Origin of the sequence: Streptomyces sp. NPDC048441 (genome assembly GCF_043200235.1) — a bacterium.
Classification (GTDB): Bacteria; Actinomycetota; Actinomycetes; order Streptomycetales; family Streptomycetaceae; genus Streptomyces.
Genome location: NZ_JBICXM010000017.1, coordinates 101,573 through 118,435, shown reverse-complemented (window position 1 = coordinate 118,435; position 16,863 = coordinate 101,573). Strand labels below are relative to the sequence as shown.

Annotated in this window: 15 protein-coding genes; 6 read left to right on the top strand and 9 right to left on the bottom strand. The window is 69.7% G+C overall.

Going from position 1 to position 16,863, the window contains the following annotated elements; genetic code table 11:
* Positions 1 to 30 precede the first annotated feature (30 nt).
* From ACGFSB_RS32775 to ACGFSB_RS32765, 3 genes are all read right to left on the bottom strand, one after another.
* Positions 31 to 1,071 (bottom strand): type III polyketide synthase, encoded by a 1,041-nt coding sequence (locus ACGFSB_RS32775; protein ID WP_393406834.1) that lies wholly within the window; start codon positions 1,069 to 1,071, stop codon positions 31 to 33.
* Between the two features lie 107 nt (positions 1,072 to 1,178).
* Entirely contained in the window at positions 1,179 to 2,000 is an 822-nt protein-coding gene (locus tag ACGFSB_RS32770) for a helix-turn-helix domain-containing protein (protein WP_393406832.1), read from the bottom strand.
* A gap of 444 nt (positions 2,001 to 2,444) precedes the next feature.
* Complete coding sequence (locus ACGFSB_RS32765) at positions 2,445 to 3,335, bottom strand: Gfo/Idh/MocA family protein (RefSeq protein ID WP_393406830.1); 891 nt, start codon at positions 3,333 to 3,335, stop codon at positions 2,445 to 2,447.
* Positions 3,336 to 3,563: 228 nt separating this feature from the next.
* Between ACGFSB_RS32765 and ACGFSB_RS32760 the strand changes: the two genes are divergently transcribed.
* Genes ACGFSB_RS32760 through ACGFSB_RS32750 form a run of 3 tightly spaced genes read left to right on the top strand, consistent with a single transcriptional unit; the run spans position 3,564 to position 6,116 of the window.
* Complete coding sequence (locus tag ACGFSB_RS32760) at positions 3,564 to 5,060, top strand: MFS transporter (protein WP_393406828.1); 1,497 nt, start codon at positions 3,564 to 3,566, stop codon at positions 5,058 to 5,060.
* On the top strand, positions 5,057 to 5,686 hold the full coding sequence (locus tag ACGFSB_RS32755; protein WP_393406826.1) for a TetR family transcriptional regulator: 630 nt from the start codon (positions 5,057 to 5,059) through the stop codon (positions 5,684 to 5,686). The genes ACGFSB_RS32760 and ACGFSB_RS32755 overlap by 4 nt, the downstream gene beginning before the upstream one ends.
* Positions 5,670 to 6,116 (top strand): cupin domain-containing protein, encoded by a 447-nt coding sequence (locus ACGFSB_RS32750; protein ID WP_393406823.1) that lies wholly within the window; start codon positions 5,670 to 5,672, stop codon positions 6,114 to 6,116. Before ACGFSB_RS32755 ends, ACGFSB_RS32750 begins: the two co-directional genes overlap by 17 nt.
* Here the strand turns inward: ACGFSB_RS32750 and ACGFSB_RS32745 are convergent.
* Positions 6,075 to 7,007: a DMT family transporter gene (locus ACGFSB_RS32745; protein ID WP_393406821.1), complete on the bottom strand. Its 933-nt coding sequence runs from the start codon at positions 7,005 to 7,007 to the stop codon at positions 6,075 to 6,077. The two genes, ACGFSB_RS32750 and ACGFSB_RS32745, sit on opposite strands and share 42 nt — an antisense overlap.
* Before the next feature lie 189 nt (positions 7,008 to 7,196).
* On the opposite strand from ACGFSB_RS32745, the gene ACGFSB_RS32740 reads away from it, so the two are divergent.
* Together ACGFSB_RS32740 and asnB are read left to right on the top strand one after the other, a co-directional pair.
* Positions 7,197 to 7,754 carry a TetR/AcrR family transcriptional regulator gene (locus ACGFSB_RS32740; RefSeq protein ID WP_393407000.1) on the top strand — a complete coding sequence of 186 codons (558 nt, stop codon included), beginning with the start codon at positions 7,197 to 7,199 and terminating at the stop codon, positions 7,752 to 7,754.
* A gap of 196 nt (positions 7,755 to 7,950) precedes the next feature.
* Positions 7,951 to 9,792, top strand: a complete 1,842-nt coding sequence (gene asnB / locus ACGFSB_RS32735) for an asparagine synthase (glutamine-hydrolyzing) (protein ID WP_393406818.1) — start codon at positions 7,951 to 7,953, stop codon at positions 9,790 to 9,792.
* Positions 9,793 to 9,795: 3 nt separating this feature from the next.
* On the opposite strand, the gene ACGFSB_RS32730 is transcribed toward asnB, so the two are convergent.
* The 3 genes from ACGFSB_RS32730 to ACGFSB_RS32720 all read right to left on the bottom strand — a co-directional run bounded on the left by ACGFSB_RS32730 (position 9,796) and on the right by ACGFSB_RS32720 (position 11,987).
* Positions 9,796 to 10,122, bottom strand: a complete 327-nt coding sequence (locus tag ACGFSB_RS32730) for a hypothetical protein (RefSeq protein ID WP_393406816.1) — start codon at positions 10,120 to 10,122, stop codon at positions 9,796 to 9,798.
* Positions 10,123 to 10,338: 216 nt separating this feature from the next.
* Positions 10,339 to 11,577, bottom strand: coding sequence for an RNA polymerase sigma factor (locus ACGFSB_RS32725; RefSeq protein WP_393406814.1), 1,239 nt, complete (start codon positions 11,575 to 11,577; stop codon positions 10,339 to 10,341).
* Entirely contained in the window at positions 11,571 to 11,987 is a 417-nt protein-coding gene (locus tag ACGFSB_RS32720; protein ID WP_393406812.1) for a YciI family protein, read from the bottom strand. The genes ACGFSB_RS32725 and ACGFSB_RS32720 overlap by 7 nt, the downstream gene beginning before the upstream one ends.
* 168 nt (positions 11,988 to 12,155) lie before the next feature.
* Here ACGFSB_RS32720 and ACGFSB_RS32715 point away from each other — a divergent pair, with 168 nt between their 5' ends.
* Positions 12,156 to 12,962: an isocitrate lyase/phosphoenolpyruvate mutase family protein gene (locus tag ACGFSB_RS32715; protein WP_393406810.1), complete on the top strand. Its 807-nt coding sequence runs from the start codon at positions 12,156 to 12,158 to the stop codon at positions 12,960 to 12,962.
* Positions 12,963 to 12,980: 18 nt separating this feature from the next.
* On the opposite strand, the gene ACGFSB_RS32710 is transcribed toward ACGFSB_RS32715, so the two are convergent.
* Entirely contained in the window at positions 12,981 to 15,170 is a 2,190-nt protein-coding gene (locus ACGFSB_RS32710; protein ID WP_393406807.1) for an MMPL family transporter, read from the bottom strand.
* Between the two features lie 143 nt (positions 15,171 to 15,313).
* Positions 15,314 to 16,717, bottom strand: coding sequence for a dihydrolipoyl dehydrogenase (gene lpdA / locus ACGFSB_RS32705; RefSeq protein ID WP_393406804.1), 1,404 nt, complete (start codon positions 16,715 to 16,717; stop codon positions 15,314 to 15,316).
* Positions 16,718 to 16,863 lie beyond the last annotated feature (146 nt).

Genomic DNA, 16,863 nt, shown 5'->3' with positions numbered 1-16,863 from the left:
GCGGGGCGCGGCAACCGAATTAGGGGCGGGTCATGACTGCCAGTGGCAGCGCAGCGCGGCGGTGGCGAAGCCGGGCCCGAAGGCGATCATGACGCCGGATGCGCCGTCGGCCGGGGGATCGCTGTGGGTGCGTTCGAGGACACGCAGGACGCTGACGCCGCCGAGGTTGCCTTCGTCGGCGAGGGTGTCGGTGGAGTGGCGGGAGTCATGAGGGGTGAGGCCGAGGGCGGTGGCGGTGGCGGTGATGATGCGGGGGCTGCCGGGGTGGATGACAGCGAAGTCGGGCTTCTGGGGGCCGAACCAGTCCTTGACGTGGGGCAGGACATCGCTGGCCGCGCTGAGAGCCTTCTTGGTGGAGTCGAAGTGGATTCCGTCGACGCCGATTCGCCCGCGCTGCCGGTCGAGGCTGTCCGGCAGGACGTACTCGAAGGCCTCCTCGACCACGATTCCCGGACCCAGCCTGTCGCCGGTGACGACGGTCGCGGCAGCGGAGTCCCCGAACAGGGCCTTGTAGATCATCGACTCGATACTCGTGTCGGAATGCTGGTAGATGGCCGAGAGGACCTCCGCGCCCACGACAAGAACCCTGCTGCCGGGGTGGGCGGCGACGAGTTCAGCGGCACGGATGAGTGCGTGGGTTCCTCCGGGGCAGGCCACCGTGGTCAGTGCGATGCGGCGCACGGTGGGACGCAGGCCGAGCCGTTCGATGAGGTGGATGTCCAGGTTGGGGATGGCCCAACTGGTGGTGTGCGTCGTGACGATCGCGTCGATGTCGGCTGCGCGGAGCCCTGCCGTGTCGAGGGCTGAGAGGGCCGCGCGTTCGGCCATGGCGAGTGCGTCGCCGAACGCCACACGGGCGCGCTCGCTCATATCGGCCGAACCGGAAACGGTGGGGGAGTCGAGAGGGCGCGTGAAGTGGCGGGTGCGGACGCCGGAGTTGTCGATGATGCGGAGAATCGCTCGCAGCCTCGGATGATCGGGATGATGGGCGCGTATGTCGTCGGCTATCTCGGAGGTAGCGACCTTGTGGTCGCCGACGACAGTCTGAGGTCTGGAGACATGAACGAGCACAGGGCGACTCCCACGGGGCTGGATGGTGGGGATTCAGCACAACGTACTTCACTGTGCTGAACGCGTCTCCCCTCCCGAGCTCGGAGTTCGTGCCGTATGACGTGTCGTCATAGAGCGCGCAGCATGGGCGCACGTGGGTGGGAACGCCGCGCTCCGGGATGGAACACGAGGACCATGAGGCGGGCTCCGGGTGCGGTCAGGGGCTGAGCGGTGCACATGGTGACCCAGCCAGGCCCCAGTTCCGCGTGCAGTAGCGGGCGTTCGTCGCCATCGGGGTGAGGGTACGAATTGCCGGCGTCATAAGGAGCGGCTGTCTCGGGATCGGCGAGGACCTCCTTCTCTATCTGGCGCAAGATGTTGTCCTCGGGCCGGGACGCGAGCGCTGCGCGAAGCTGTGGCAGCACCATGGGGGCCCATGCCGTGTTCCAGTCCATCAGGTTCCGGCGGCCGGCAGGGTCGAGGACCATCCAGCGCATGATGTTGCTCGGGACTTTCCTGCCGGGGAACATGCCGGTGAGGGCTTCGTTGTAGGCGAGCATCTCCCATGAGGCATCGGTGATGTACGCCATGTGCCGGATCCCGTCGACCGCCTCCTGCCACACCCCGGGGATCTCCTTTCCGGATGACTGGTGGAGCGGCCCCGGCGGCTCCTGCAACAACGCGTACCGGCAGAGCGACACCCACTCCTGCTCGTTGAGCCCGAACAGCCGCGCCACGTCCCGCAGCAGTGACGTGGGTGCGTTGGGGTAACTGCCGGACTCCAGACGGTGATACGTCCCGATCGTCCGGTGCAGCAGTTGGTCGACCTGATGCTGGGAGAGACCGCGGGCCCGTCGCCCCTGGCCCGTGGGGCGGGCGAAGCCGTGCGATTCGGGGGCGATGAGGGCGCGTCGTTCGCGGAGCAGTGCGCGGAGCGCCGTCTTGTTCATGGTGGGTAATCCCTCTTGGAGCATGCCGAGTTGAGCATCAGCAGTCTAAATATTCCCACCACCTTTGGTAGTAAAGATTGCCCGAAGAAAAAGATCAGTCGATGCGGCATCATGGATCTCGCGGGACCACCGACCTGCAAGTTCGATCGTCGATGGGCACGCGGACACAACTGTGGGGCACCTTGACCGGGGAGCTCGAAATTGGCTGAAATTCCTCGGCGTTGGGTACCCCCTAGGCCCATCGGGCCGTTGCGGGAAGAGTATGGATCGGTTGTTCGTATTCCGATGTGTGTGGTCGGAAACGTCGCACTCGGGACGTACGGCGCATGACTTCCCGGATCGGTTCATGGGTCCACTGGCTGCGGCCGGTGCCGTCACTCGCCATTACGTAGCGGCCACGGTACCGGCCGCCCGCGGTTGTCCCCGGGCGGTCCAGCAAGTCGATCAGCGGGCGTCTTCCCCGGCAGGCAGCTGCTCCTGGGCCTGGGCCAGGATCTCCGTCACGCGCAGTCCGAACCGCACGTCGCAGGCGTGCGGTCGGCCGGATCGCGCCGCATCGACGAGCGCGTCGACCGCCGAGCGGAACGCGTCGAGCGGAACGCCCCCCGACGGCATCAGCGCCGTCCCCGCCTCACCGCGCAGTTCCACTGTCGAGCCCGAGGCCTTCGCGGGCGTGGTCAGGCTCAGTGTCGCGGTGCTCGAAGCCCCGCTGTCGTGCCGCAGGATCAGATGGACCAGGTCCGCCTGGCCAGGCGCCGCCGTCACGTCCGTGACATCGCCGAGCACCGGCATCAGGACGGACAGGGCATGGGGGCCGACGTCCCACAGCCCGCCCCGCCGCGCGCGCCACGGTGACGAGAACGGGCTGCTCCCGTCCGGCGAGTAGAACGAGCTGTACCAATCGGCGCGCCCCGCGAACCAGCCGTCCGTCGCCGCCTGTTCCGACACCCAGGCCGATGTCGGACCGGCGAAACGCAGCGTGAAGAAGACGACGGACGCCACCCGGGCCGCTTCGGCAGCCGCCGCGAGGTCACGCGCCGCGGCCACCGTCGTCGCCACCGGCTTGTCGAGCAGCAGATGGCAGCCCGCCGCCGCGGCCCGCGCGGCCAGCGGTGCCTGGACGTCCGGCGGCACCGCGAACGCCACGGCGTCGCTCGCCGCGAACAGTTCGTCCACGTCCGCGTACGCCGTGGTGGCGTGGGCGGATGCCAGCGCGGCCGCCGCGCCGGGGCGGCGGCCCCACAGACCGCTGAGCTCCACGTCCGGGTGCGCGGCGAGCGCGGGGGCGTGCGTGGACGAGGCCCAGGGGCCCGTGCCGACAAGTCCAATTCGCATATTTTTCATGGTCGGCATTATGGCTGACTCCCTACCGCCGGTGGAGGCCTGGACCCAGTGCCCACAACGGAGTTGGCCGCTCTTCGCTGTGGTGTCCAAGCCGCGTGTGGCCGGATCTCGTATCCAAACTCATCGGTAGTGAAAGCCCATTCACCCGCTATGGTGAATTCCCATTCACTTCGCTTCGCCTTTCGCTTCTCTGCTCTTCGTGCCCGCTCTGGAGTGATCATGAAGGTCGTCCCGATATCTCCCGTCGATCGCACAGGCATACGCACCCGGCTGACCGTTCCCGTCCTGGCCTTCGGCGGCATTCTCATGGCGGTCATGCAGACGGTGGTCGTGCCGCTGCTCCCCGATCTGCCCCGCCTGACCGGCAGTTCGCCCGGCGCGGTGTCCTGGCTGGTCACCGCCACGCTCCTGGCCGGTGCCGTGCTGACGCCCGTGCTCGGCCGGGCCGGTGACATGTACGGCAAGCGACGGGTGCTGCTCGCCGCGCTCGCGCTGATGACCGTGGGCTCGATCCTGTGCGCGCTCACCTCCGACATCCGGATACTGATCGCCGCACGCGCGCTGCAGGGCGCGGCGGCCGCCGTCATCCCGCTGTCGATCAGCATCCTGCGCGACGAACTCCCGCCGGAGCGCACAGGTTCAGCGGTGGCGTTGATGAGCTCGACGGTCGGTATCGGAGCGGCGCTCGGCCTGCCGCTCGCCGCGTTGATCGTGCAGTACGCGGACTGGCACGCCATGTTCTGGGCGACCAGCGCGCTCGGTGCCATCGGCCTCGCCCTGGCCTGGTGGACCGTACGCGAGTCGCCGGTCCGCTCGCCGGGCCGGTTCGACACATGGGGTGCGCTCGGCCTCGCCGTCGGGCTCGTCTGCCTGCTGCTCGCTGTGTCGCAGGGCGGCCAGTGGGGGTGGGGCAGCGCACCCGTGCTGGGTCTGTTCGCCGCTGCCTTCGTCGTCCTGGCCGTATGGAGGCGGCAGCAACTGCGGTCGAAACAGCCGCTGGTGGACCTGCGCCTGGCGTCCGGACGGCGGGTGGCGCTGCCTCATGTGGCGGCGCTCCTTGCCGGGTTCGCCTTCTACGCCAACTCGCTGGTGACCGCCCAGCTGGTGCAGGCGCCCGTCGCGAGCGGCTACGGCCTCGGCCTGTCGATCGTGGCCACCGGTCTCTGCCTGCTGCCCAACGGCGTGATCATGCTGGTGCTCTCGCCCGTGTCGGCCCGGATCTCCACCGCGTACGGCGCGCGCGTGACGCTCGCCATCGGGGCGGCCGTCATCGCACTCGGCTATGTCGTACGCATCGTCGACAGCCGTCACTTGTGGGTGATCATCCTGGGGGCGGCCGTGGTGTCGACCGGCACGACCTTCGCGTACTCGGCTCTGCCCACCCTCATCCTGCGGGCGGTGCCCCGCACGCAGACCGCGTCCGCGAGCGGTGTGAACGTCCTGATGCGCACCATCGGCCAGAGCGTGTGCAGCGCGGCCGTCGTCGCCGTGCTCGTCCGGCACACCTCCGCCGTCGACGGGGTACGGGTGCCGACCCTGCCCGCTTACCAACTAGCCTTCGCGATGGCCGGAACCATCGCCCTTGTGGCCTGTGCCACGGCCCTCGCCATACCCTCGGACCCGGGCCCCGACAGCCCGGACCCGGCTGCCGGGCACCCCGGCCCCGCGCGGGGGACGGCCCCTGGAAGCCCTGGAAGGGAGAAGCTGACGCCATGACCACGCCGGCTTCCAGCTCACCCCTCGGACCCGATGCACCCGCCCGCCGCGACGCCGAAGCGACGAAAGCCGTCATCATCCGCGCAGCCCGCTACCTCCTGGCCCGGCACGCGCACGCCGACATCACGCTCAAGGCGGTGGCCGAACGTGCCGGTGTGAGCGCACCGTTGATCGTCAAGTACTTCGGCAACAAGGACGCGCTCTTCGCCCGCATCATGTCGTTCGAGGCCGACGCCGACGCGCTCCTCGACGCGCCCCTCGCCGAACTCGGCCGCCACATGGTCCACCACCTCCTGACCAGCCAGGCCGAGCACGGCGCCGATCCCATCGTGCGCATCGTCCTCGCCCCGCTCCACCGCGGGCAGGGCGACATCCTGCGCGCCAACTTCCGTACGCAGGTGGCAGATCGCCTCGGCCGACGCCTCGAAGGACCGGACGCGGGCGTGCGCGCCGAGCTGGCGGTGGGCACGCTGCTCGGCCTTGGCGTGATGTACGGCATCGCCCGCGGCCCCCACTTGCGCGGCACGCCGATCGATGAGATCACGGAGCGGTACGCGCCCACCGTGCAGGCGTTCCTCACGCCTCGGCATCTGGACGGAGAGGTCACGCATGAACGAGAAGAGTGAACGCCCCGAACTGGCACGCCGGCTGGGCATGGAGCCGCACCCCGAGGGCGGCTGGTTCGTCGAGACCTGGACCGCAGGGCAGTCCTTCACGCCCGTCGGCTACCCCGGTGCGCGGGCGGCGGCCACCGCCATCTACTTCCTGCTCTGTCCGGGCGAGGAGTCCCGCTGGCACGTGGTGCGCTCCGACGAGCTCTGGCTGTGGCACCGTGGCGGCCCCCTTGATCTGCAACTGGGAGGCGAGGGCGCGCTCCCCAAGGAGGGCGATGCGCCGATGCGCGTCGGCCCCGGCGTAGAGCACGGCGAGCGCCCGCAGATCCTGGTGCCCGGCGGTTTCTGGCAGGCTGCGCGCCCCGCCGGTGACGAACCGGTCCTGGTGAGTTGTGTCGTGTCACCCGGCTTCGACTACGCGGACTTCCGCCTCGCGGACTGACCGGGCGGAGTAGCGGGTCTTCGCCGCCCTCTTCCCCCGGTGCACGACCGCCACCGCCGCGAGCCCGACCGCAAGGCCCAACGCCGTCTGTACGCCGAAGGGTTCACCGAACATCAGGGCGCCCCACAGGGCGGTCACCGGCGCCATCAGGAACATGAGCGTGTTGACCTGGGTGACTCCGGAGCGCCGCAGGATCAGCCAGTAGAGGCCGTACCCGCCGAAGGTGGAGAGCGTCACGAGCCAGCTGATCGCCACCCAGAACGACGCCTCGGCGGGCGGGGTCGCGGCGCCCGCGCCCACCGCGAGTGCCGTGAAGATGACGGCGCTCGTCATGCAGTGGACGGTCATCGAGACGGCCGGGGCGACCGCGTCGGGGGAGCGCCGGTCCAGGAAGGTCGCGGCGACCAGCGAGAACATCCCGAGGAACGGCACAAGGTAGGCCCACCAGGGCGCGTCGGTGCCGCCCGTGGCGTCCGCCGCGGTCACGATGACGACGCCGGCCACGCCGAGCCCGAGGCCGAGCCACTGGGTGCGCGAGACGTACTGGCCGAGCAGCGGCCCGGCGAGCGCGCCCGCGACCAGGGGCTGCGTGCCGTCGATCAGGGCGGTCGTGCCGCTGGAGACACCGAGCTGGATCGCGTAGTACACGGTGAGCAGATAACCGCTCTGCGAAAGCGCCCCGACCGCCGCTTGCCGTAGCGCGTCACGGGCCGTGAGCCCGCGCCAGGACGACCGTGCCACGGTGAGCGCGACGACGGCGAGCACGAGGGCCAGCGGCAGGAACCGCCACATCAGGACGGTCACCGCGGAGGCGCTGCCCGCGCCCATTTTGGCCCCGATGAAGCCGGAGCTCCAGGTCAGTACGAACGCGACCGAAAGCAGGAAGTTCATGGGATTCCTCCGACGGCGTCTGTGTTGGCGGCGGGTGCCCTGCCAGTCAGCGACGGGCGCGGCAGTAGACCGATCTGTCTACTCTAGGGTCGAGTATACAGATCGGTCTACTATGGAGGCATGGCTGAACTGGTGAGTGAGATCGCGAAGGGCTCCGGCGGCGCCGGGAGCGTGCCGCGCAGGATTGTCATGACGCCGGGCGCACGCCGCGCCCTCGACGCCGCGAGCGCGCTGTTCTACGAGCGCGGCATCCATGCCGTCGGCGTGGACCTCATCGCCGCCGAGGCCGGGGTCACCAAGAAGACGCTGTACGACCGGTTCGGCTCGAAGGAGCAGATCGTCGTCGAGTACCTGGCGGCGCGCGACGAGCGCTGGCAGGCCTTCCTGGCCCCCTACGTCGAGACCGCGACCACCCCGCGGGCCCGGATCCTGGCCGTCTTCGACGCCTCGCGCGACTGGGCGGAAGCGAACGGCGGCAAGGGGTGCAGCATGATCAACGCGCATGCCGAGATCAGCGACCCCGCGCACCCCGCGTATCAGGTCATCACCGGCCAGAAGGCCTGGATGCTCGCCCTCTTCACCGGCCTCGCGCGCGACATCGCACCGCGGCGGGCGACGAAGCTCGGCAGGGCGCTCATGCTGCTGCACGAGGGCGCCCTGGTCGCGCACGGCCTGCGGATCTTCCCCGACGCGATCGGCCACGCGCGCGGCGAGGCGGCGGCGCTGCTGCGTGCGGACCTCGGCTGAGTCGTCGCTGAGCCGTCGTTGAGTCGCCCATGGGCCCCTGTTGGGGAGCCCTTTGCCGATGGCCGGAATGCGTCGTTCCGCGTTACGCGCTCATTGACCGTACGCAGTCGTCGGACACACGCTTGCCATATAGCTGCCAACTACACCTAGTTCGTCGGGTGGTAGCTCACAGGCAGCGCGAAGCAGGAGGTAGCGCATGTGTGGCATCACTGGCTGGGTCTCCTTCGACCGTGATCTGCGGACCGCGGCAGGCGCCTTGGACGCGATGACGGAGACGATGTCCTGCCGCGGTCCCGACGACCGCGGCACCTGGATCGAGGGCCCCGCCGGACTCGGGCACCGCAGGCTCGCCATCATCGATCTGCCCGGCGGGCGCCAGCCCATGACCGTGCGGACACCGCGCGGCACGGTCGCCCTCGTCTACTCGGGCGAGACCTACAACTTCACCGAGCTGCGCCGCGAACTGACCGGGCGCGGCCACCGGTTCACCACCGAATCCGACACCGAAGTCGTCCTGCGCGGCTACCTGGAGTGGGGCGAGGCGGTCGCCGAACGGCTCAACGGCATGTACGCGTTCGCGGTGTGGGACGGCCGGCACGACAGGCTCGTCATGATCCGCGACCGCATGGGCATCAAGCCCTTCTATTACTACGAGACCCCGGACGGCGTCCTTTTCGGCTCCGAGCCCAAGGCGATCCTCGCCAACCCGCTGGCCCGCGCCCGGGTGACCCTCGACGGTCTGCGGGAGCTGTCCGCGCTCGTCAAGACGCCGGGTCACGCCGTGTGGGACGGAATGCGCGAGGTCGAGCCCGGCACGGTCGTCACCGTCGACCGGAGCGGTCTGCGCCGCCATGTCTACTGGCAGTTGGAGACCCGTCCGCATCCCGACGGCCGCGAGGAGTCCATCGCCAGGGTGCGCGAGCTCCTGGAGGACATCGTGCGCCGCCAGCTCGTCTCCGACGTGCCGCGCTGCACCCTGCTCTCCGGCGGCCTCGACTCATCGGCGATGACCGCGCTCGCCGCCCGCCAACTGGCCAAGGCGGGCGAGAGCGTACGCAGCTTCGCCGTCGACTTCGCGGGCCAGAGCGAGAACTTCGTCGCCGACGAACTGCGCGGCACCCCGGACACGCCCTACGTGCACGACGTCGCCGAGGCATCCGGCACCGAACACCGCGACATCGTCCTCGACTCGCAGGCCCTCGCCGACCCCGAGGTCCGGGCCAGGATGATCGGCGCCCGCGACCTGCCCATGGGCTTCGGCGACATGGACGCCTCCCTCTATCTCCTCTTCAAGGCGATTCGTGAGCACTCGACGGTGGCGCTCTCGGGGGAGTCGGCGGACGAAGTCTTCGGCGGCTACCTGCAGTTCTTCGACGAAGGAGCCAGGAACGCCGACACCTTCCCCTGGCTCGTGCGGTTCGCCGAGCACTTCGGCGACGATGCCGGGGTCCTGCGCCCCGACCTGACCGCCGCGCTCGACCTGCCCGCGTACATCCAGGACGGTTACGACACGGCGGTCGCCGGAATCCGGCGTCTCGACGGGGAGAGCGACTTCGAGTTCCGGATGCGGAAGATCAGCCATCTGCACCTGACCCGGTTCGTACGCATCCTGCTCGACCGCAAGGACCGCGCGAGCATGGCGGTCGGCCTCGAGGTGCGGGTGCCGTTCTGCGACCACCGTCTTGTCGAGTACGTCTACAACGCCCCCTGGTCCCTGAAGTCCTTCGACGGCAGGGAGAAGAGCCTCCTGAGGGAGGCGACGGCGGATGTCCTGCCGCGGTCCGTGTACGACCGGGTGAAGAGCCCTTATCCCTCCACGCAGGACCCTCAGTACGCCATCGCTCTCCAAGGGCACGTCAAGGACCTGCTCACCGAGCCCGCGCACCCCGTGTTCGACCTCGTCGACCGGGACCGGGTGGCGCGGGCGGCACGGAGCGAGGCGCCGCGGATCACCCAGGCCTCCCGGCGCGGGCTCGAGCGCACCCTGGACCTCGCGCTCTGGCTCGAGATGTACAAGCCGGAGATCTCGCTGTCCTGAGGGTCACTGCCCTGAGCAGTTCCGGACGGTCGGCTGCGGTGGAACCCGTTCCTCGGGGGCGGGCTCCACCGCATTCGCGATGGTGTCGAGGAAGCGCTGGAGCGCGGGCGCGCCACCGGGGCCCAGGCTCCTGCGGATGGGCGGCATGGCGGTGGGGGCGGCGGTTCCGCGCCGGGTCGCGGTGGCGGGGGAGGGGAGTTCCGTGGCGTCGGAGGTCACGGCCCTGCGTATGAACTCATCGACCGGCAGCCCGAGATGGTCCGCGTTCCGCAGGACCGCTTCGTACTCGTCGGGCGTGAACAAGACCTGCACAGGCTTGGCACCGTCCATGAACGCATGATGACGCCCGGAGGTGAGTCGTGCGGTGCGCTTGGCATATTCGCGCTCGAAGGCGTGAAACGGAACGGACTGGACACGAGTGGTCGGAAAGGAAGGTAGGCCCCGACCGGACGGGGGAATCGCGATCGGGACCTACACACTGTTTAACGGTGAATCAATCGCTTAGGTTCCCAGGTCGGACGCCCTGGCGCTGTGAGCTGCATTACGTCACGTCGGCAGCAGCCGGGCCGCTCGCATCTGGAGGTAGCGCGTCTCGGGGATGTTCAGTGTGCGCGTGGCCGCCAATTGGTAGGCGGCGCGAGCGGCCTCCCGCTCGCCCGCCCGCTCCAGGAGATGCGCGCGCACGGCGTCGAGGCGGTGGTGGCCCGCCAGCCGGTCCTCGAGCGCGGCGACCTGGGCGAGCCCGGCCCGTGGCCCGTGCACCATGGCGACGGCCACGGCGCGGCCCAGCTCGGCCATGGGCTCGGGAGCGCGGCGCACGAGGATGTCGTACAGGGCGAGGATCTGCGGCCAGTCGGTGTCGTCCGCGCGCGGCGCCTCGTCGTGCAGCGCGGCGATCGCCGCCTGTAGCTGGTAGGCGCCCGCGGGGCCCTGGGACAGGGCCTCCTCGACCAGCGCGCAGCCCTCCTCGATCGCCCGCTGGTCCCACAGCGAGCGGTCCTGCTCGTCGAGCGGGACAAGCTCCTCGTGGGGCCCGGTCCGCGCCGCACTGCGTGCCTCCGTGAGCAGCATCAGCGCGAGCAGTCCGGTCACCGCGCCCTCATCGGGCAGCAGCCCGCGCACGGACCGGGTGAGCCGGATCGCCTCGCGTGCCAGGTCCGCGCGGTGCAGGGCGCGGCCGGAGGTCGCCGTGTAGCCCTCGTTGAAGATCAGGTAGAGCACCTGGAGCACCACCGCGAGCCGCTGATCGCGGTCCTCCGGGCTCGGCTGCCGGAAAGGCACCCCCTTCACCTTGGCCTTGGCCCGGCTGATCCGCTGCGCCATCGTCGCCTCGGGCACCAGATGCGCGCGGGCGATCTCGGTCGTGGTCAGACCGCCGACGGCACGCAGCGTCAGCGCGATCTGCGCGGCGGGGCTGAGCCCGGGGTGGCAGCAGAGGAAGAGCAGCGTCAGGGTGTCGTCGTCGGACGGCGCACGGCTCTCGCCCGGCGCGGGCGTCGTGAAGGCGTCCCGGGGTGTCAGCTGGGCGGCCTCCTCCTCGCGCCTGCGCCGCGCCTCGTCACTGCGCAGCTGATCCGTGAGCCGCCGCGCCGCGACCCTGATCAGCCAGCCGCGCGGGTTCTCCGGAACGCCCTGCTCGGGCCACTGCCGCGCCGCGGCGATCAGCGCCTCCTGCACGGAGTCCTCGGCCTCGCCGAAGTGCCCGTACCGGCGCACGAGCGCACCGAGGACCTGCGGCGCGTGCAGGCGCAGCAGGTCCTCGGTCGCGCCAGTGCTGTTCAGCACGCTGCGTCGGGGCCGCCCATGATGGGACGGATCACCACGGGGTAGCACGGTGCGCCTTCGGGGACCGGGCACTGCTGGATCCGGTTGGCGATCTCGGTCACCCGGTCCAGGCTCTCGCAGTCGAGCACCCAGTACCCGGCGAGCAGTTCCTTCGTCTCGCTGTAGGGACCGTCCGTGATCACCGGGCGGCCTTCCTTGTCCACGTCGACCAGGCGGGTCTGTGAGGGCTCGGCCAGACCCTGGCCGTCGACCATCTCGCCGGACTCGGCCAGATCGTTGTTGAGTGCGCCCATGAAGGCGAACATCGCCTGAAGGTCCTTCTCGCTCCAGGCCGGGCTGTGCGCGTTGGCCTTGCCGCTCTGCGCCTCGTAGTCCGCCTGCGTGCCCTGAACCATCACCAGATACTTCATGATGTCGCTCCTCCGCTGTGCGGTGGTCACCCCTTGTGGGCAACTCTCACAGGGGACGTCGGAGCGGACGACCCGTTCTCGACACTACGTCGGAAGATTCTTTCGCGCGGTTTCGCCGACCGGGACATTTCGGCGGGCACCGAACCGACGCGCGGCTACGGTCCGCACATGACGTACGCACATCGAGCCGCCACGTTCCGCGCCCTGCACCGCACCGGCGACCCCCTGCTGCTGCCCAACGCCTGGGATCACGCCTCTGCCGCCGCGCTCGCCCACGGTGGCTTCCCCGCGATCGGCACCACCAGCCTGGGTGTGGCGGCTGCCGCCGGGAAGCGGGACGCGACCGGCGACGCGCGGGAGGAGACCCTGCGTCTGGCCCGCGGACTCGCGCGGCTGCCCGCGCTGATCACCGTGGACATCGAGGGCGGCTTCAGCGAGCGGCCCGAGGAGGTCGCGGCGCTCGCGGCGGAGCTCGCGAGGGCGGGCGTCGTGGGTGTGAACATCGAGGACGGGCGCCCCGACGGGACGCTGACCGACACGGCCCGGCAGTGCGAGCTGATCCATGCGGTCAAGGAGACGGTCCCTGAGCTGTTCGTCAACGCGCGCACGGACACGTACTGGATGGGCGGAGGGGGAGTGGCGGAGACCGAACGCAGGGCTGCCGCGTATCGGCTGGCGGGCGCCGATGGTCTTTTCGTCCCCGCCTTGCAGGACGAGAAGGTCATCTCCGGGCTCGTCGCCGCGTTCGACGTGCCGCTCAACGTCCTCTTCGCCCCCGGTGGCGTGACGTACCGGCGTCTCGCGGAGCTCGGCGTGCGCCGGGTGAGCAGCGGATCCCTCCTCTTCCGTGCGGCCCTGCACGGGGCCGTCGAGGCGGCACGGGCCATCGCGCGGGGCGGCGCGGTGCCGGAGGGGCTGCCCTCGTACGCCGACGCAGCGGACCTCTGCGCGGCGTATGACGCGGAGGGGGCGTAGGGGGGGCGGACGAGCGCGCTACGAACGCATCCCGTCCGCGTCCAAGTCCACGCCTACCTGCTCCTCGTCTGGCCGATCCGCTCCGTCGAGCCGCTTCCCGCCGCCCCCGTTCCGCTTCTCGTCCCCATGGCCCGGCCACCATGCCGTGTGGCCGATCAGGGCCGTCAGTGCGGGCGTGAAGATCATCGCCATGACGAAGGCGGCGATGAGGATGCCGAAGGAGAGGGAGAAACCCATCTGGGAGAGGGTCGAGTTCCCCGCGAGCATCAGCGTCGCGAAGGTGCCGGCCAGGATGACGCCCGCCGAACCGATCGTCGGGCCGGAGTGGCGTACCGCCGTGCCCGCAGCGTCGTGCGGGGTGCGTCCCTCGCGGGCCTCCTCGCGCAGGCGCGACACCATCAGGATGTTGTAGTCCGTGCCGAGTGCGACCACGAACAGATACATGATCACGGGCAGCATGAACATCAACCCCGGCTGGCTGCCGATCTGTTGGAAGAGCAGCGAGGTCGCGCCCAGAGTCGCGCCGAAGCCGAGCGCCACGGACAGCATCAGGTACCACGGCGCCACCAGGCTCCGCAGGAGCAGGCCGAGGATGACCATGATGGCAAGGGCGGCCACCGGGAAGACCACCGAGTAGTCGCGGTCCACGGCCTTGTTGATGTCGACGTACACCGCCGTCGTCCCGCCGACGAGTGCTTCGGTGCCGGTCGGGGCGTCCTCGTGGGCGATCGGGCGCAGCCGGTCCTTCACGGTCGCGAGGGCCTGATCGGAGGCGGGCGGATCCGAGAGGATTACCGAGTACGAGGCTGTCGTACGGTCCGTGCTCAGGCGGGGTGCCGAGACCTCGCCCACGCCCTCGACGCCGTCCAGTTGTCCCCGGAAGGCCGCTGTCCGTGCCGCGGGCAGCGGTGTGTCGTCCTTCGATGTGAGGTAGACGAAGGTCGGGTCGGTGGTGCCCGCGGGGAAGCCCTTCTGGAGGTCGTCCAGGGCGACCATCGACTCCTTGTCCTTGGGCAGCGAGGAGCCCGCCAGGTCGAAGTTGGCCTTGTAGCCGAGGGCGCCGAGCGTGAGCGCACCCATGAACAGCGCGGACACCAGGGCCCAGACGGCGGGCTTGCGGGCGATGGCGGCGCCAAGACGCGCGAACCCGGTGCCCTGCGGCTCCCGCTGCCACGACTTCGACGGCCAGAAGACCTTCGTACCGAGCAGCGAGACGACGGCGGGGACCAGCGTGAGCCCGGCGAGCAGGGTCACGAAGACGGCGATCGCGAGGGCGGGGCCCATCGACCGCAACATGCCGAGCGAGGACAGTGTCAGGGCGGCGAACGCGACGATGACGGCGCCCGCCGCCGAGGTGATCGCCTCGCCGACCCGTTCGACGGCATGGACCATGCCGCCCTTGGGATCCTCGCCCGCCCGCAGTGCCTCTCGATAGCGGAAGAGCAGGAAAAGGATGTAGTCCGTGCCGACGCCGAACAGGACGACGGTGAGCAGCTGTTGGATCGAGGAGTCGGCCTTCATGTCGAAGGCCTTGTTGGCGGAGGCGATCAGGCCCGTCGCCATGGGGGAGATCAGGCCGATGAGGACCACGGGAAGCAGCGCGATGATCGGGCTCCGGAAGATCACCAGGAGCAGCACGATGATGATCACGATCGTGCCGACGCCTACGAGCAGGCCCGCCCGCGCCGACGCGTCGCTCTCGTCGAGCGCCTGAGCCGCGGAGCCGGTGATCCCGGCGGACAGGTCCGTGCTCTTCAGCTGGGGCTTGAGATCGGACCGCAGGTCCTTGACCGCGTCCTGTTGTGCGGTGTCCTCGGGGTTGGTGATCTTCGGCATGGCGACGACCGACGTCTGCACGAGCTTGTTCGGCGAGACCGCGCCCGGGACCACCGCCTGCACCTCGGGGATCTTCTTGGCCCGCAGATCCTTGGAGATGCGGGCGACGTCCGCGGAGTCGGCCGCCGTCAGCTTCCCGCCGTCGGAGCGCCGGAAGACGATGATGGCGCCGACGTTCTGCTGCTTGGGGAAGTCCGCCTCCTGGACGTCCGCCGCGCGGATGGATTCGTAGTGATCCGGCAGGAAGCTCGCCTCGTCGCTGCTCGAGGTGAGTTTTGGCGCCAGGGAGATCACGGCACCGGCCGCCACCACCCAGGCCAGGATGATCCACCACGGGCGACGGACCACGAATCGGCCCAGGCCAGAGAACATCGGCTACTGCCTCTCGCTAGCCCCCGAGGCGTAACAGCGCGTTCTGACCAAGGATCTTCTGGACCGGGCGGCCCCGCCACTTGAGGCGAACGGCTGAAGCGACGGGGCCGGCCCGTGGTGGCGTGCGGGGTGCCCGCGTGCCGTCAGAAGTTGATCATGTGTCCGGCCAGGCCGTGCACCGCTTCCTTGACGGCCTCGCCGAGCGTCGGGTGCGCGTGCACATTGCGCGCGACCTCGTGCACGGTGAGGTCCCACTGCTGGGCGAGGGTCAGCTCGGGAAGGAGCTCGGTGACGTCCGGGCCGATCAGGTGGGCGCCGATGATCTCGCCGTACTTCGCGTCGCTGATGACCTTGACGAAGCCGACGGTGTCGCCGAGGCCGTGCGCCTTGCCGTTCGCCATGAACGGGAACTTGGCGACCTTGACGTCGAAGCCCTTCTCCCTGGCCTGCGCCTCCGTCCAGCCGAAGCTGGCGATCTGCGGCTGGGAGTAGGTGGCGCGCGGGATCATCGGGTAGTCGAGTTCCATCGTCTCGGCGCCGGAGAGGGTCTCGGCGGCCACGACGCCCATGGCTTCGGCGGTGTGCGCGAGCATCAGCTTCGCGGTGACGTCGCCGATGGCGTAGATGTGCGGCACGTTCGTACGGCTGCGGCCGTCGATGTCGATGGCGCCGCGCTCGGTCAGTGCGACGCCCGTCGCCTCCAGGCCGTAGCCGGTGACGTTCGGCGCGAAGCCGATGGCCTGGAGGACCTTGTCCGCTTCCAGGATCTGCTGCTTGCCGTCCTTGCCCGTGACGGTGACGCGGACCTGCTCGCCCGACTCGTCGATCGACTCGACGCGGGTCGAGGTCAGCACGTCGATGCCGAGCTTGCGGTACTGCTTGGCCAGCTCCGCCGAGACGTCCGCGTCCTCGAGCGGCGCGACGCGGTCGAGGAACTCGACGATCGTGACCTTCACGCCGTAGTTGTGCAGGACGTACGCGAACTCGATGCCGATGGCGCCCGCGCCCGCGATGACGATGGACCGCGGCACGCTGTCGGCGAGGATCTGCTCCTCGTACGTCACCACGCGCTCGGTGCGCTCCGTGCCGGGCAGCAGCTTCGGCGTGGCACCGGTGGCGATGATGCAGTTCTCGAACGTGAGCGTGTCCGTGGTGCCGTCCGGCTTGGCGACCTGGAGCGTGTTCGCGTCGAGGAACGTGCCCCGGCCGTCGAACTCCGTGATCTTGTTCTTCTTCATCAGGAAGTGGACGCCCTTGACGCGGCCGTCCGCGACCGTGCGGCTGCGGTTGAACGCCTCGCCGTAGTCGAAGGACACCTTCCCGTCGACCTTGATGCCGTACGTCTTCTGCTCGTGCGTGAACAGATGGGCGAGCTCGGCATTGCGCAGCAGCGCCTTGGTCGGGATACAGCCGACGTTCAGGCAGACACCTCCCCAGTACTTCTCCTCGACGACCGCTACCCGCTTGCCCAGCTGGGCCGCGCGGATGGCGGCCACATAGCCGCCGGGTCCTGCTCCGAGCACGACGACGTCGAAGCGGTCTTCCATGGGGAGGTCCTCTCTGGTGGTACGTATCTGGTGGTACGTGACTCGCGCACGTCCGATCATGCGCCATCCGGGCACCTCGCGGGCGGGCGGGTGTCCGATGTCATGCCGCCCGTGCCGGGCCATTTCCTCAACCGCCCCTGTGGGCA